This window comes from Quisquiliibacterium sp. (assembly GCF_982640115.1).
Map to the genome: position 1 here is coordinate 1 of NZ_CEXFHW010000104.1, position 14,233 is coordinate 14,233.

The following is a 14,233-nucleotide window of genomic DNA, read 5'->3' on the forward strand; positions in this document are numbered from 1 at the left end:
CTGCTCGGCGTGGGCGCGCCCAGCCAGATCAGCGACGACTACACCGTGGGCTTCAGCCTGGCGCGCCTGGCCACCCTGGCCTACGAGACCATCGGCGAGCACACCGCCTACCAGGCGATCGTCAAGCTGAGCGATCTCGGCTCGCTCAACGGCCTGGGCGAACTGGTGGTCCACTGGGGCGAGGCCTGCGGCAACGACTTCCTGCGGGTCGACCTGAGCGGAGGCGGCGGCGAGGTGCCTGCGCCACCCACCCTGTCGCTGCTCGGTCTGGCCGCACTGCTCGGGCTGGCGGGCCGTTTGCGAAACCGCGCCCGCTGAGCAGGGGTGGACGGCCGGCGCCGTCGGCATCAGAGTCCGCAGCCATGGACACGCAGGCAACCGGGCCGCTCGCCGGCCTGAAGGTGATCGAACTCGGCCAGCTCATCGCCGGCCCCTTCGCCGCCAAGACCCTCGCTGACTTCGGCGCCGAGGTCATCAAGATCGAGCCGCCCGGGGTGGGCGACCCCTTGCGCCAGTGGCGCCTGATCCGCGACGGCACCTCGGTGTGGTGGCAGGTGCAGTCGCGCAACAAGCGCTCGCTCGCGCTCGACCTGCGCGAAGCGCAGGCCCAGGACATCGTGCGCCGCCTGGTACGCGAGGCCGATGTGCTGATCGAGAACTTCCGGCCCGGCGCCATGGAGGGCTGGGGGCTGGGCCCCGAGGCGCTGCTGGCGATCAATCCGCGGCTGGTGATGCTGCGGGTGAGCGGCTTCGGCCAGAGCGGCCCCTACCGCGACAAGCCCGGCTTCGGCGTGGTGGCCGAGGCCATGGGCGGCCTGCGCCACCTCACCGCCGAGCCCGGCCGGGTGCCGGTGCGGGTGGGGGTGAGCATCGGCGACACCCTGGCCGCGCTGCACGGGGTGATCGGCATCCTGATGGCGCTGCGCGAGCGCGAGCGCTCGGGGCTGGGCCAGGTGATCGATGTGGCGCTCTACGAGGCGGTGTTCAACTGCATGGAGAGCCTGCTGCCCGAGCACAGCGCCTTTGGCGTGGTGCGCGAGCCCGCCGGCAGCGCGCTGCCGGGCATCGCGCCGAGCAACGCCTATCGCTGCGCCGACGGCGGCTATGCGCTCATCGCCGGCAATGGCGACAGCATCTTCCGCCGCCTGATGAGCGCCATCGGCCGCGACGACCTCGGGCAGGACCCGGCGCTCGCCGGCAACGCCGGACGGGTGGCCCGCGTGGCCGAGATCGACGCCGCGATCGGCGACTGGGCAGCGCAGCGCAGCGTGACCCAGGTGCTCGAGGCCCTCGATGCCGCGGCGGTGCCGGCCGGGCGCATCTACACCGTGGCGGACATTGCCGCCGATCCGCACTATCAGGCCCGCGGCATGATCGACTCGGTGACGCTCGCCGATGGCTTCCCGCTGGCGGTGCCGGGCGTGGTGCCCAGGCTGTCGCGTACGCCCGGCGGCCACCGGCGCAATGCGCCCGCCCTCGGCCAGGACAGCGACGCGGTGCTGCGCGAGATCGGGCTTACCGAAGCGCAGATCAGCGCGCTGCGCGAGCGCGGGATCGTGGCTGGTTGAGGCCGCGGCCGCCCGGCACTGGTCGGCCGCGAACGCTCAGCCGAAGTGGAAGAAGCAGAGCTTGTTGCCGTCGGGGTCGCGGAAGTAGGCGCCGTAGAAACCGCCGCCGCGATCGCCGGGCGACCCCTCGTCGGTGCCGCCCAGGGCCAGCGCCCGCGCGTGGAGCCTGTCGACCATCTCGCGGCTGCCGGCCATGAGGGCCACCATGGTGCCGTTGCCGGGCGTGGCCGGCTGGCCGTCGAAGGGCGCGAGCAGGCCGAGCGTGGGCTGGCTGCGCGAGACACCCCAGCCGATGCCGCGATCGGTGTCCCACACCCGCTTGGCCGCCATCTCGGCCAGCAGGGCGTCATAGAAGGCTGCAGCGCGGGGGAGATCATTGGTGCCGAAAGTGACATAGCCAATCATGACGACCTTTCACGGGAGAGGGGCAGCGGCCCGATGCTTCACGATAGCACCCGGCCGACGACATCGCGGCAGAGCCCGACTTACTCCGCCTTGATGCCGGCCGCGTCGGCCACGCGGCGGAAACGGGCGATCTCCTGGCGCAGGTGCTCGCCCATGCGCTCCGGACCGAAGTCGATCATGGGATCGCTGCCGTTGACCTCGAAGTAGCGCTTCATCTCGGGGGTTCTCAGCGCGGCCTGCATCGCGGCCACCAGCTTGCCGTGCACCTCGGGCGGCGTCTCGGCGCGCACGAAGAACGAGGTCCAGGCATAGTTTTCGTACTCGGGGAAGGTCTCGCGGATGGCGGGCACGTTGGGCAGCCCGGGATGGCGGGTGGCGCCCGAGACCGCGATCGCGCGGATCTTGCCTGACTGGATCAGCGGCAGCGCGCCCGACATGTCGCCCATGCCGACATCGAGCGCCCGGCCGATCACATCGGTGATCGCCTGGGCCTGACCCTTGTAGTTGACATAGTTGACCTTGACGCCGCCCAGCGCAGCCACCCACTCGATGCCGAGGTGATAGCCGGCCGAGTAGCTGCCTACCGATACCGGCTTGCTCTTGGCTGCGGCGACCAGGTCGGGGATCGAGCGGATCGGCGACTCGTTGGCCACGTACCAGACATTCATGCTGCGCAGGATGCCGTTGACCGGCTTGAAGTCCTTGACCGAGTCATAGCCCGGGTTCTTCATGACGATCGGGTTGACCGACATCGGCGAGTTGGTGCCCACCAGCACGGTGTAGCCGTCGGCCGGCGCCTGCTTGACCGCCAGCACCGCGACCGCACCGCTGCCGCCGGGGCGGTTCTCCACCACCAGGGTCTGGCCGAGCGTGCGCTGCATCTGCTCGGCGATCACGCGGGTGGCGCCATCAGCACCGCTGCCAGCGGCGAAGGGCACGATCACGCGGATGGGCTTGTTCGGGAAGTCGCTCTGGGCGGGCGCGGTGGCGGGCAGGACCGCCGCGGCGCAGGCAAGAACCATCAGCGCACGGCGCGGGTTGGTAGGGCGGGTCATGAGGGTGTCTCCAGGTGAAGCGGAAGTGCGGGTGGGAAACGGGGCAGACGAGGGACGGAATCAGGGCAGGCGTACCGCGCCCGCGGCCTGCAGCGCCGCGATGCGTTCGGGGTCGTAGCCGAGCTGCTCGAGCACCTGTCGGCCGTGTTCGCCGAGGTGCGGCGCCGGGCCGGGCACCGGCGCGTCGGTCTCGCCGAAGCGGGCGGCTGCCCGCGCCACGCGCACCCGGCCGATGTCGCCGTGGTCGATCTCGACCAGGGCGCGGTTGTGCACCACCTGCGGGTCATCGATCACCTCGGGCTTGAGGTTGACCTTGCCCACCGGCGCGTCGGCCTCGTGCAGGCGGGCCACCAGCTCGTCGGTGCCGTGGCGGGCGAACAGCGGCTCGAGCGCCGCGCGCAGCTCCTTCGGATGGCGCGAGCGCGCCTGCGTGGACGAGAAGCGCGGGTCGGCAGCCAGCGCCGGCTCGCCCAGGCCCCGGCACAGCGCCTCGAACTCGTCCTGCTGCGGCGTCATGGTGGCGAGGTAGCCATCCCGGGTGCGATAGGGCCGCAGGGTGCCGCCCACCTCGGGGAAGGCCGCCGGCGGCTCGTCGAGGAACATGTGGTTGTACATCGCGTCAGGCCAGTTGAAGGCCAGCGCGGTATCGAGCATCGAGAGCTCCACCACCCGGCCCTCGCCGTCGCGCTCGCGCGCGAGCAGTGCCGCGGTGACCGCCTGAGCGGCAGTCATGGCGGTGAGCTTGTCGCAGATGGTGGTGGCCACCAGGCCCGGCTCCATGCCGGGCTTCTCGAGGTGCGAGGCGCACATGCCCGAGACCGCCTGGATCACGGCGTCGTAGACCCGGGCCTCGGTGTAGGGCCCATCCTGGCCGAAGCCGGTGATCGAGAGGTAGATCAGGCGCGGATTGAGCGCACGCAGCGCGTCGCGGCTGAAGCCGAGGCGGGACAGCACGCCAGGGCGGAAATTTTCCATCAGCACATCGGCGCGACCGATGAGGTCTCGCAGCACCTCGCGCCCGGCCTCGCTCTTGAGGTCGAGCACGATCGAGCGCTTGCCGCGATTCATGGCCGCGAACACCGCCGAGATGTCGCCCTTGGCCGGGCCCACCCGACGGGCGATGTCGCCGCCGGCGGTCTCGACCTTGATCACTTCGGCGCCCTGGTCGGCGAGCAGGGCGGCGGCCATGGGGCCGGAGTAGACGGCAGAAAGATCGAGCACGCGGATGCCGGCCAGCGGCAGGGAGGGGGAGGTCATGGCGTGTCTCCGAGGGCAAGCAGGGCCGCGCAGCGCGGGTCATCATGGGCGCCGTCATCGTCGGCGAGCGGATCGCGCGGCCCGAGTCGATGGGCCAGCACCAGATCGGCGAGCCAGGCGCGCAGGGCCAGCCCGGGCTGCGCAGCCTCATGGCGAAGGCCGGCGAGCGTAACCGCGTGATAGAGCGCCGAGGCAGCCTGGCGGGCGAGGTGGTCGTGTCCGTCCTGCGCGGCGCGCGCAGCGAAGTCGAAGGCGCGCGTGAGGGCCTGCGCCTGCCCGGCCGCCAGCGCCGGGGCCACCGGCGCGCCGGTGGCCAGCAGCTGCTCGACCCGCGCGCGCAGCGCCGGCAGGGAGCCCTCGCGGCGGATGGCGCGCAGCACATCGAGCGCGACGATGTTGCTGGTGCCCTCCCAGATCGAGCCGAGGTGGGCATCGCGCAGCAGGCGCGGATCGCTCCACTCCTCGATGTAGCCGCAGCCGCCGCGCACCTCCATCGCATCGCCGGTGACCACCCGCGCGTCCCGGCAGGCCCGGAACTTGATGAGCGGCGTGAGAATGCGGGCAAGCGCCGCCGCGCCCGGCTCGCCGGCGTCGGCGCGCTGCAGGGCCTGGGCGGTCAGGAAGGCCATGGTGCGGGCCTGCTCGGCGCGCACGCTCATCTTGAGCAGCTGGCGGCGCATCAGCGGCAGCGCCGCCAGCGGCTGGCCGAAGGCCTGGCGGTGATGAGCCACATGCAGCGCCTCGGTCAGCGCGCGGCGCATCAGGCCGGCGGCGCGCACCCCGTTGGACAGGCGCGAATTGTTGATCATGTCGGCCATGTGCTTGAAGCCGCGGCCGCGCTCGCCCACCAGCCAGGCGCGCGCGCCCTCCAGCCGGATCTCGCCGCTGGCCATCGAGCGCGTGCCGAGCTTGTCCTTCAGGCGCAGGATGCGGTAGCGGTTGAGCGAGCCGTCGGGCAGCTCGCGCGGCAGCAGGAAGAGCGAGATGCCGGCCATGCCGGGGGCCTGCTCGCTGCGCGCGAGCACCATGGCCAGGCCGGCGTCGGCATTCGAGCAGAACCACTTGTCGCCGGTGAGCGCCCAGCTGCCGTCGGGCAGCGGCTGCGCCAGCGTGGCGGTGGCGGCCACATCGGAGCCGGCGCCCTGCTCGGTCATGAACATCGCGCCCTGGCGCAGCTCGTCGAAGTCCAGCGCGGTGACCTGCGGCAGGTAGCGCTCCACCAGCGCCGGCTCGCCGAAGCGGCGCAGCGTGCGGGCCAGCGAGTCGGTCATGCTGATCGGGCAGCACAGGCCGAACTCGGCCTGCACGAAGAGATAGGTCAGCGCGTACTTGGCCGCCGGCGGCATCGGCTCGGGCCAGCCGAGCACGCCGCCGCGGTGCGACAAGGCCGCGAGCCCGAAGTCGGCGAAGCCCAGGCGCTCCATCGCGACATAGGCGGGATGCTTGTCGATGCGCGACTCGTCGATGCCGCGACGGCTGCGCACCGACAGCGTGGGCGGATGGCGATCGGCAATGCCCGCGAGCTCGTCGAGCCGGCCGCCGGCCAGCGCGCCCAGCCGGTCGAAGTGCGGCGCGAGGTGGGCCATCAGCGGGCCGGGCAGGTAGGCCGCGAACATCGGCGCGGCCATCGGATCGGCCCGGTAGAGGTTCAGGCCGCGGGCGTCGGGCACGGGCGAGTCGGACATGGCGGCGGTCTCAGTCGATGCGCGCACCGGAGGCCTTGACCAGCTTGCCCCAGCGCTCGCGGTCAGTGCGGATCACCTCGGCGAACTCCTCCGGGGTGCTGGTCCAGAGCTCGAAGCCCTGCAGGGCCACCCGCTCGCGCACCTCGGTGGAGCGCAGCGACTGGATGAGAGCCTGGTTGAGCCGGCTCACCACCGGCTTCGGAATGCCCGCCGGGCCGACGATGCCGAACCAGAGATCGCTGCCGACCTCGCTGAAGCCAGCATAGCCCGCCTCGGTCATCGAGGGCACGCCCGGCACATAGGGCGAGCGGCGGGCGCCCGAGACCGCCAGCGCGCGGACCCGGCCCGCGCTCACCGAGGGCATGGCGGTGACGGTGACATCGAACATGAAGGTGATGTTGCCGGCGATGACATCGGCCATGGCCAGCGCGCTGCCGCGATAGGGGATGTGCTGCATCGGCGCGCCGGTGACATAGCGCAGGGCTTCGCCGGCCAGGTGATTGGACGAGCCGTTGCCGGCCGAGCCGAAGGTGACCTTGCCGGGATTGGCCCTGGCATAGGCGACCAGCTCGGCCACGCTGGTGATCGGCAGCCGCGGGTTGACCACCAGCACATTGATGTAGCGCACGCCGAGCGTGAGCGGGGTGAAGTCGCGGCTGGTGTCGTGCGGCAGCCGGGCGCCATACAGGTGCGGATTGATGGAGTGGGTGCCGGTGGTGGCCAGGCCGATGGTGTAGCCATCGGGCGCGGAGCGGGCCACCCGTTCCATGCCGATCGAGGCGCCGGCGCCGGGCACATTCTCGACCACCACCGGCTGGCCGAGCACATCGGCGAGCTTCTGCGCCACGGGGCGCGAGAAGGAGTCGGTGGGACCGCCCGGCGGAAAGGGCACGATCCACTTCAGCGGCTTGTTCGGAAAGGCCTGGGCGCGGGCTGCCCCCAGGGGCAGGGCCGACAGGCCGAGGGCGGCCAGCAGGCCGGTGGTGATGCGGCGTCTCATGTCGTGATCCGGAGAAAGTGAGGCAAAGGCATGGTTTGGCCCCGGCGGGCGCGCCCGCGTCGGCGCGGCCACTCAGCGCAGGCGGAACATCCCGTCAGGCTCGGCCAGCACGCGGCCGTCGGCCACCAGTTCGTCCAGGTGCTGGGTGATGCTGCGCCGCTCGGCATCGTCGACCCACAATTCCTCGTAGTCGGGCGGGTACATCAGGCGACAGGCGACGAGCTCGGCCAGGCTGCGGGGCTGCGGCGCGAGCAACTCGAGCAGGCGGCGCTCGCGCTCGTCGATCTTGGCCGTGAACGCCGCCAGCGCCTGCAGCATGGCTTCACGGTCGGTGTACACGCCGCGGTGATGGGAGGTGACCCAGACCCGGGCGGGGATGCCGGGCAGCCGGGCGAGCGAGCGGCGGAAGTCGGCGAGGCTGGAAGTGCCGTCGCCGTAGTACGGGCCGAACCCGGTGAGGTCGATGTCGCCAATAAAGGCCACGCCCTCGGGCTCGATCAGCAGCACGCAATGGCCGGCGGTGTGGCCGGGCATATGAATGGCCCGCACGCGAGAGCCACCGAGCTCCCAGCTCGCGCCGTCGTCATAGGCGAGGGCATCGGGGCGGGCGACGTAGTCGTAATCCTTGCGGATCTTGGCGAGCATCGGCGCGCGGCGCTCCGGCGCCAGGCCGTAGTGGCGGGCCAGCCCTTCCCAGCTGCGCAGGGCATCGACATCGGCCCGGTGCGCGTGCACCGGCACGCCCGGCAGGCGGTGCAGGCCGGCAATGTGGTCTTCGTGCACATGACCGAGCACGCACAGGTCGGCCCGGTCGAAGGCCTCGCCCACCCGGTTGGATACCGGCGGGGAATCGAACACGGCCAGCGAGTCGGTGCCGCGCACGACGACCTGATTGCCGTCGGGATACTTGCCGTTCTTGTCGCCGAAGAAGACCGAGACGCGACCGAAATCGGCGCGCGGCGGGGCGACCGGTGAGGAGAGGGAGGTGGACATGGAAGCAGGCCGCGGCAGCGGGGCGCTGGGAATGACGACAGGCGCGACGATAGCGCGAAAGCACCGCCCCGGTGCCGATGGCCGCGCCGGCATCCGTCTCGATGTCTGGCAACGGTGGCAGGCCGCCGTGCCCGGGCTGCCGTATGCTGCGCGCCCAGCGACGGGGCCCCGACGGCCTCGAAGCTCATCGACGAGCCGCGGCACCGCCATCACCCGCCAGGGAGGGAAGCCATGAAGATCGACGCGTTCAGCAACCGAGCGACTCTCCGGGCAGGACGGACATGCTAGCCGTGGCCGATGTCAGCGTGCGCCTGGAGGAACTGCGGCCGGGCATGCGGGTGGCCTGGGTCACCCTCGAGAACACCGCCCGGGCCAACAGCATGAACCGGGCGCTGATGAGCCGCTTGCAGGCCGTGCTCGCCGGGCTTGCGGGCGATGAGGCGTTGCAGGCCCTGGTGCTCACCGGTGCCGGCGAGCGAGCCTTCGTGGGCGGCGCCGACATCGGCGAGATGTCGGCCCTCGATATCGAGGGCGCGCGCGCCTTCATCACCGAGGTGCACCGCTGTTGCGAGGCGGTGCGGCGCTTCCCGGCGCCCGTGATCGCGCGCATCAACGGCGTCACCCTGGGCGCCGGCCTCGAGCTGGCTGCCGCCTGCGACCTGCGGGTGGCGGTGCAGGGCGCGCGCTTCGGCATGCCCGAGGTGCACCTGGGCATCCCCTCGGTGGTGGAAGCCGCGCTGCTGCCGCACCTGGTGGGCTGGGGCCGGGCGCGCGAAATGCTGCTGCTGGGCGAGACCTTCGATGCGGCGCAGGCGCTGCAATGGGGCCTGCTCGAGCGCGTGGTGCCCGAGGCCGAGCTCGATTCGGCGGTGGCCCAGTGGCTGGCCAGCCTGGCCAGGGGCGGCACCCAGGCGCTGCGAACCCAGAAGCAGCTGATGCTGGCCTGGGAGAACCTGCCGCGCGACGAGGCGATCACCGCCGGTGTGGACGCCTTTGCCAGCAGCTACCGCAGCGGTGAGCCCACGCGGATGATGGCCGACTTCCTCGCAGCCCGGGCGGCAGCGAAGACGCGCGGCGGCTGACGCCGCGCCCGCTCGACAACGCCGACGCCGCGGTGGCGCAAGGTCGCCCGGCCGTCAGGCCTGGGGCGGACGCTCGCCCGACACCTGCAGGAACACCGCCGACACATCGAGCCCGCCGAGATCGGCGCGGCGCGCAGCCTGCATCTGGCTGCGCACCAGCGAGGCGATGGGCACCGGGCGATCGAGCTCCTGGGCCAGCGACAGGAAGTAGCGCAGATCCTTTTCCATCAGGGCGAGCTGGAACTGCGGCGAGAAGTCGCGCGCGTAGATCTTGGGCATCTTGGTCTTGAACAGCCGCGACCCGGCTGCGCCCTCGCCGAGCACGAACTGCGTGGCCTCGGGGTCGAGGCCCGCAGCCTGCGCCACCAGCAGCGCCTCGGCGATCGCGGCATTGACCGTGCCCGAGAGCATGTTGTTGATCAGCTTGATGGTGGCGCCCGCACCCGAGGGGCCCATGTGGCGATGCGACTTGCCCATGGCCTGCAGCAGCGGCAGCGCGCGCTCGACATCGGCAGGCTCGCCACCGACCATGAAGACCAGTTCGCGGCCGCGCGCCTGGGCAAGGCTGCCCGACACCGGGGCGTCGACATGGCCGATGCCGCGCGCGGCGGCCGCGCGGGCCACCTCCCGCACCATCGCGGGCGTGTTGGTGCTGCAGTCGAGGATCAGCGTGCCCGGCGCGGCGCTGGCCACCACGCCTTCTTCGCCGAGCATCACGGCGCGGGTGGCAAGGTCGTCGGCCACCATCGAGACCACGAACTGTGCGCCGCGCACCGCCTCGGCAATGCCCTGGCAGGCCGTGGCGCCGGCCGCGACCAGCGACCGGGCCTTGTCCGGGCTGCGGTTCCACACCCGCAGGGCATGGCCGGCGGCGAGCAGGTTGGCGGCCATCGGGCCGCCCATGGCGCCCAGACCGATGAAGGCGATGACTGACACGAGGGACTCCCTGGCGAGGGTATGCGGCACGGCCGCGGGCACGGCGCAGGCCGATGCCCGGTGGAACAGCCGCGGATGCCGATGGTAGCAGTCGGCGCTATGCTGCCCTCCCCACCCCCGCCACTCCGGAGACACCATGCTCGACCCGCAAGCCAAGGCCCTGTTGCAACTCATCGAGCAGCGTGGTCTGCCGGCGGTGCACCAGCAGACACCCGTCGAGGCGCGTGCCTCGTACCGCGAGCGCCGATTCTTCACCCAGCCCGATGCGCCCGAGATGGCCGAGGTGCGCGACCTGCCGGTGCCCGGCCCGGCCGGCCCGGTGCCCTGCCGAAGCTACCGGCCCCGGGGCAGCCAGGCGGGCCAGGTGCTTCCCGGCCTGGTGTACTTCCACGGCGGGGGCTTCGTGATCGGCGATCTCGACACCCATGATGTGCTGTGCCGCGAGCTGAGCCATGCCAGCGGCTGTGCGGTGATCTCGGTGGATTACCGCATGGGCCCCGAGGCCCGCTTCCCGGCGGCGGTGGATGACTGCCTCGCGGTCACCCGCTGGGTCTCGGCCAACGCGGCTTCGCTCGCCATCGACCCCTCCCGGCTGGCCGTGGGCGGCGACAGCGCCGGCGGCAATCTCGCCGCGGTGGTGGCGATCGCCGCGCGCGATGCCGGCGACACCCCGCTCGCCTTCCAGCTGCTGATCTATCCCTGCGCCGACTTCCGCATGGGCAGCGACTCGCACCGCGTGAACGGCCAGGGCTATCTGCTCACGCACGACACCATCAGCTACTTCTACGGCCACTACCTGAACAGCGAGGCCGAGCGCCAGGACTGGCGCGCCTCGCCGCTGCTGCACGACAGGCTCGGCGGACTGCCGCCGGCCCTGGTGCTCACCGCCGGCTTCGACCCGCTGCGCGACGAGGGCCTGCAGTACGCCGACGCGCTCTCGGCGGCCGGCAACCAGGCCCAGTATGTGTGCTTCGAGCGGCAGATCCATGGCTTCATCACCATGGGCAAGGTGCTGACCGAAGCCAACACCGCAGTGGCCTTCTGCGCCACCGCCCTGAAACGCGCGCTGGGCTGAACCGGGCGTCCCGCCAACGCGCCGGCCGGGCCGCGACACGCGCCCGGCCTGCCCCGGGGCTGCGCCGCTCAGGCCGCCCGGGCCGCGCGGATGAAATCCACCGCGCGCTCGGCGATCATGATCGTGGGCGCGTTGGTGTTGCCGCCGACGATCGCCGGCATCACCGAGGCATCGACCACTCGCAGCCCGCTCACGCCGCGCACCCGCAGCCGGGCATCGACGACATCCTGTTCATCGGGGCCCATGCGGCAGCTGCCTACCGGGTGATAGATGGTGTCGGCGTGGTCACGGATGAAGGCCTCGATCTGCGCATCGGTGGTGGCCTGGGCCGAGCCGCCGAGTTCGCGCCCGCGCCAGGGTGCCAGCGCCGGCGCATGCATGATCTCGCGCATCAGTCGGAAGCCGCGCACCAGGCGACGAAGGTCATCGGGGTCGGTCAGGAAGGCCGGGTCGATCAGCGGCGCGGCGGCCGGGTCGGGGCTGGCCAGGCGCACGCTGCCGCGGCTGCGCGGACGCAGCAGGCAGACATGGCAGGAAAAGCCCGGCCCGAAGACCGTCTTGCGGCCGTGATCGACGAGCTTGCCGATCACGAAGTGCAGCTGCAGGTCGGGAATCGGCTCGGCCGGGTCGCTGCGGATGAAGCCGCCGGCCTCGGCGAAGTTGGTGGTGAGCATGCCGCGACGCTCGCGTCGCCACTGCATCAGGCCGCGCAGCGCGCGTACCGCGCCGGGCAAGGACAGCGCGAACAGATCATGCGCGCCGGGCGCGTCGAACACCTGCACCACATCGATGTGGTCGTGCAGCTGCGCGCCCACGCCCGGCTGGTCGACCAGAACCGGCAGCCCCAGGCTGCGCAGGTGCTCGCCCGGCCCGATGCCCGAGAGCATCAGCAGCTGCGGTGAGCCGAAGGCGCCAGCCGAGAGCAGCACCTCGGCCGCGGCCAGGGCCTGACGGGTTTCGCCCCCCAGCCGGTACGCCACCCCGCAGGCCCGGCCCGCCTCGAACATCACCCGCGTGACCTGCGCGCCGGTGACCACGCTGAGGTTGGGCCGGCTGCGCGCCGGCTCGAGGTAGGCGCGCGCCGCGCTGAAGCGCTCGCCATCGCGGTGGGTGACCTGATAGGGGCCCACGCCCTCGGGGTCGGGACCGTTGAAGTCGCGATTGAACGCATGGCCGCACTGGCCGGCCGCCTCGATGAAGCGCGGGCCGAAGGGGTTGGGCGAGCGCAGGTCCATGACATTGAGCGGACCGCCCACGCCATGGAAGTCATCGCCGCCGCGCTCGTTGTTCTCGGCGCGACGGAAGCTGGGCAGCACATCGGCCCACGCCCAGCCGGGGTTGCCCTGCGCGGCCCAGCCATCGTAATCGGCCGGGTGCCCGCGGATGTAGATCATGGCGTTGATGGAACTGGAGCCGCCCAGCACCTTGCCGCGGGGCTGATAGCCGCGCCGGCCGTTCAGGCCCGGCTGCGGCACGGTCTGCAGGCCCCAGTTGGCCTGCTGATTCTTCGCGAGCAGCGCCAGCCCGGCGGGCATGCGGATGAGCACGCTGTCATCGGGCGGGCCGGCCTCGAGCAGGCAGACCCGCACGCGCGGGTCCTCGCTCAGGCGCCCCGCCAGCACGCAGCCCGCCGAGCCGCCGCCCACGATCACATAGTCGAACATGATGACTCCGCGCCGGACCGCCGGCAGCGCCTATCCTAACCGGCGCGCACGCTCTGCTACCCTGCGGCACCATGGCGCTGCGATCCACGATCCACAAGGCCCAGCTGTCGGTCGCCGACCTCGACCGCGGCTACTACGCCGACCACGCCCTCACGCTGGCCCGTCACCCCTCCGAGACCGAGGAGCGTCTGATGGTCCGGGTGCTGGCCTTCGCGCTGCACGCCGATCCGGCACTGGGTTTCGGGCGTGGCCTGTCCAGCGAGGATGAGCCCGATCTGGCCATCAGCGATGACACCGGGCAGCTTCAACTCTGGATCGCCGTGGGACTGCCCGACGAGAAGTGGTTGCGCAAGGCCGCTGCCCGTGCGCCGAGGGTGGTGCTGCTGACCTACGGCGGGGCGCGGGCCGACCTCTGGTGGCGACAGAACCAGGCCGCGCTCGCCCGTCACGCCCATCTGCGGGTGCTGCAGTGTGACGAGGACGGCACGCGCGCACTGGCGGCGATGGCGCAACGGACGATGAGCCTGTCGTGCACGGTGCAGGAGGGCGAGGTGCTGGCGAGCGATGGCCAGCGCAGTGCCGCCATCAGCCTCGACGTGCTCAAGCCTGGCCTGCCCGACGGCGGCCGCGAGACCGACCGCCAGTAGGCAACGGGCGGCCGGTCGCCGCCGGGTCCTCAAGTCTTCGGCCCGGGTGCCGAAGCAAGCGACGAGCCGCCGGATCGCCGCCATCGTGGCTGCGTCCCGCGCCTGACTGAGGACTCCTGCCGCCATGACCACCGGTTGCGACCCGTTTCGCCTGCCACACGCACCGCCCGACCCCGCCGCAAGACGCCGCGCCCATCCGTTCGCGGTGCTGCTGACCGCGGCGAGCTTCGCCTTGCCTGCGCTCGCCTTCGCGAGTGATGCGCCCGAGCCCAGGCCCTCGCGAAGTCCGCGCGACAGTGCCGAGGCAAGGCCCGTGAAGGAATCCCGCGAGGCCAGGGCGACCGCCAGCGCGAAGGAGGCGCAGGAGGCCGCACAGCTGCAGAGCCTGAGCGCGAAGATCGCCGAGTCGCTGTCGCGTTCTCGCGATGCGCGCACCTCGCCCACCAACGGGCTGGTCATCCGGGTGAAGGCGCCCGAGCCACCGGTGGCGGGCGTGGCGCCAAGACCGCGTCCGCCCGCGGCCACCACCGCCACCACCGCAGCGGTCGGTGGCCACGGCGCAACGCGTGCCGATGCCGCCGGCACGACGTCGACTCCCGGACGTGAGGCCGGCGGACACGGGCATGGCCGATCGGCCCACTGGAGCTACAGCGGCGAGGGCGGACCCGAGAACTGGTGGCGCCTGAAGCCGGAGTTCGCACGCTGCGCGGAAGGCGCGAGGCAGTCGCCGATCAACATCCGCGGCGGGATCCAGGTGGACCTCGAGCCAATCCGCTTCGAGTACCGGGCGAGCGCCTTCTCGGTGACCGACAACGGCCACACCGTGCAGGTGAGCACCAGCCCCGGCAACACGCTGTCGGTGATGG

Annotated in this window: 13 protein-coding genes and 1 pseudogene; 6 read left to right on the top strand and 8 right to left on the bottom strand. The window is 71.9% G+C overall.

All coding sequences use genetic code 11. The features are described 5' to 3' along the window. A pseudogene (locus tag AC2H6A_RS12335) lies at nt 1-318 on the top strand (hypothetical protein); the annotation flags it as partial. A gap of 44 nt (nt 319-362) precedes the next feature. Continuing rightward, a complete protein-coding gene (locus AC2H6A_RS12340; RefSeq protein WP_484273900.1) occupies nt 363-1,568 on the top strand; it encodes a CaiB/BaiF CoA transferase family protein in 1,206 nt (401 codons plus the stop codon). A gap of 36 nt (nt 1,569-1,604) precedes the next feature. Here AC2H6A_RS12340 and AC2H6A_RS12345 read toward each other — a convergent pair whose 3' ends face one another. From AC2H6A_RS12345 to AC2H6A_RS12370, 6 genes are all read right to left on the bottom strand, one after another. Continuing rightward, complete coding sequence (locus AC2H6A_RS12345) at nt 1,605-1,973, bottom strand: VOC family protein (RefSeq protein ID WP_484273901.1); 369 nt, start codon at nt 1,971-1,973, stop codon at nt 1,605-1,607. A gap of 80 nt (nt 1,974-2,053) precedes the next feature. After that, complete coding sequence (locus tag AC2H6A_RS12350; protein WP_484273902.1) at nt 2,054-3,028, bottom strand: Bug family tripartite tricarboxylate transporter substrate binding protein; 975 nt, start codon at nt 3,026-3,028, stop codon at nt 2,054-2,056. A 60-nt stretch (nt 3,029-3,088) separates the two neighbouring features. Next, nucleotides 3,089-4,285, bottom strand: a complete 1,197-nt coding sequence (locus tag AC2H6A_RS12355; RefSeq protein WP_484273903.1) for a CaiB/BaiF CoA transferase family protein — start codon at nt 4,283-4,285, stop codon at nt 3,089-3,091. After that, nucleotides 4,282-5,970, bottom strand: a complete 1,689-nt coding sequence (locus tag AC2H6A_RS12360; protein WP_484273904.1) for an acyl-CoA dehydrogenase family protein — start codon at nt 5,968-5,970, stop codon at nt 4,282-4,284. The genes AC2H6A_RS12355 and AC2H6A_RS12360 overlap by 4 nt, the downstream gene beginning before the upstream one ends. Before the next feature lie 10 nt (nt 5,971-5,980). Then, nucleotides 5,981-6,970 carry a Bug family tripartite tricarboxylate transporter substrate binding protein gene (locus AC2H6A_RS12365; protein ID WP_484273905.1) on the bottom strand — a complete coding sequence of 330 codons (990 nt, stop codon included), beginning with the start codon at nt 6,968-6,970 and terminating at the stop codon, nt 5,981-5,983. 72 nt (nt 6,971-7,042) lie between these two features. Continuing rightward, a complete protein-coding gene (locus tag AC2H6A_RS12370; RefSeq protein ID WP_484273906.1) occupies nt 7,043-7,963 on the bottom strand; it encodes an MBL fold metallo-hydrolase in 921 nt (306 codons plus the stop codon). 281 nt (nt 7,964-8,244) lie between these two features. Between AC2H6A_RS12370 and AC2H6A_RS12375 the strand changes: the two genes are divergently transcribed. Continuing rightward, entirely contained in the window at nt 8,245-9,045 is an 801-nt protein-coding gene (locus AC2H6A_RS12375) for an enoyl-CoA hydratase (RefSeq protein ID WP_484273907.1), read from the top strand. A gap of 54 nt (nt 9,046-9,099) precedes the next feature. Here AC2H6A_RS12375 and AC2H6A_RS12380 read toward each other — a convergent pair whose 3' ends face one another. Then, entirely contained in the window at nt 9,100-9,981 is an 882-nt protein-coding gene (locus AC2H6A_RS12380) for an NAD(P)-dependent oxidoreductase (protein ID WP_484273908.1), read from the bottom strand. 136 nt (nt 9,982-10,117) lie between these two features. Here AC2H6A_RS12380 and AC2H6A_RS12385 point away from each other — a divergent pair, with 136 nt between their 5' ends. Beyond that, the gene (locus tag AC2H6A_RS12385) at nt 10,118-11,056 is read left to right on the top strand and encodes an alpha/beta hydrolase (RefSeq protein WP_484273909.1); all 939 of its coding nucleotides are present in this window, start codon (nt 10,118-10,120) and stop codon (nt 11,054-11,056) included. A gap of 68 nt (nt 11,057-11,124) precedes the next feature. Here AC2H6A_RS12385 and AC2H6A_RS12390 read toward each other — a convergent pair whose 3' ends face one another. Beyond that, the gene (locus AC2H6A_RS12390; RefSeq protein WP_484273910.1) at nt 11,125-12,720 is read right to left on the bottom strand and encodes a GMC family oxidoreductase; all 1,596 of its coding nucleotides are present in this window, start codon (nt 12,718-12,720) and stop codon (nt 11,125-11,127) included. A gap of 71 nt (nt 12,721-12,791) precedes the next feature. On the opposite strand from AC2H6A_RS12390, the gene AC2H6A_RS12395 reads away from it, so the two are divergent. Together AC2H6A_RS12395 and AC2H6A_RS12400 are read left to right on the top strand one after the other, a co-directional pair. Then, nucleotides 12,792-13,367, top strand: a complete 576-nt coding sequence (locus AC2H6A_RS12395; RefSeq protein WP_484273911.1) for a YaeQ family protein — start codon at nt 12,792-12,794, stop codon at nt 13,365-13,367. A gap of 313 nt (nt 13,368-13,680) precedes the next feature. Continuing rightward, on the top strand, nt 13,681-14,233 hold a 553-nt coding region (locus AC2H6A_RS12400; RefSeq protein WP_484273912.1), incomplete at its 3' end, for a carbonic anhydrase family protein.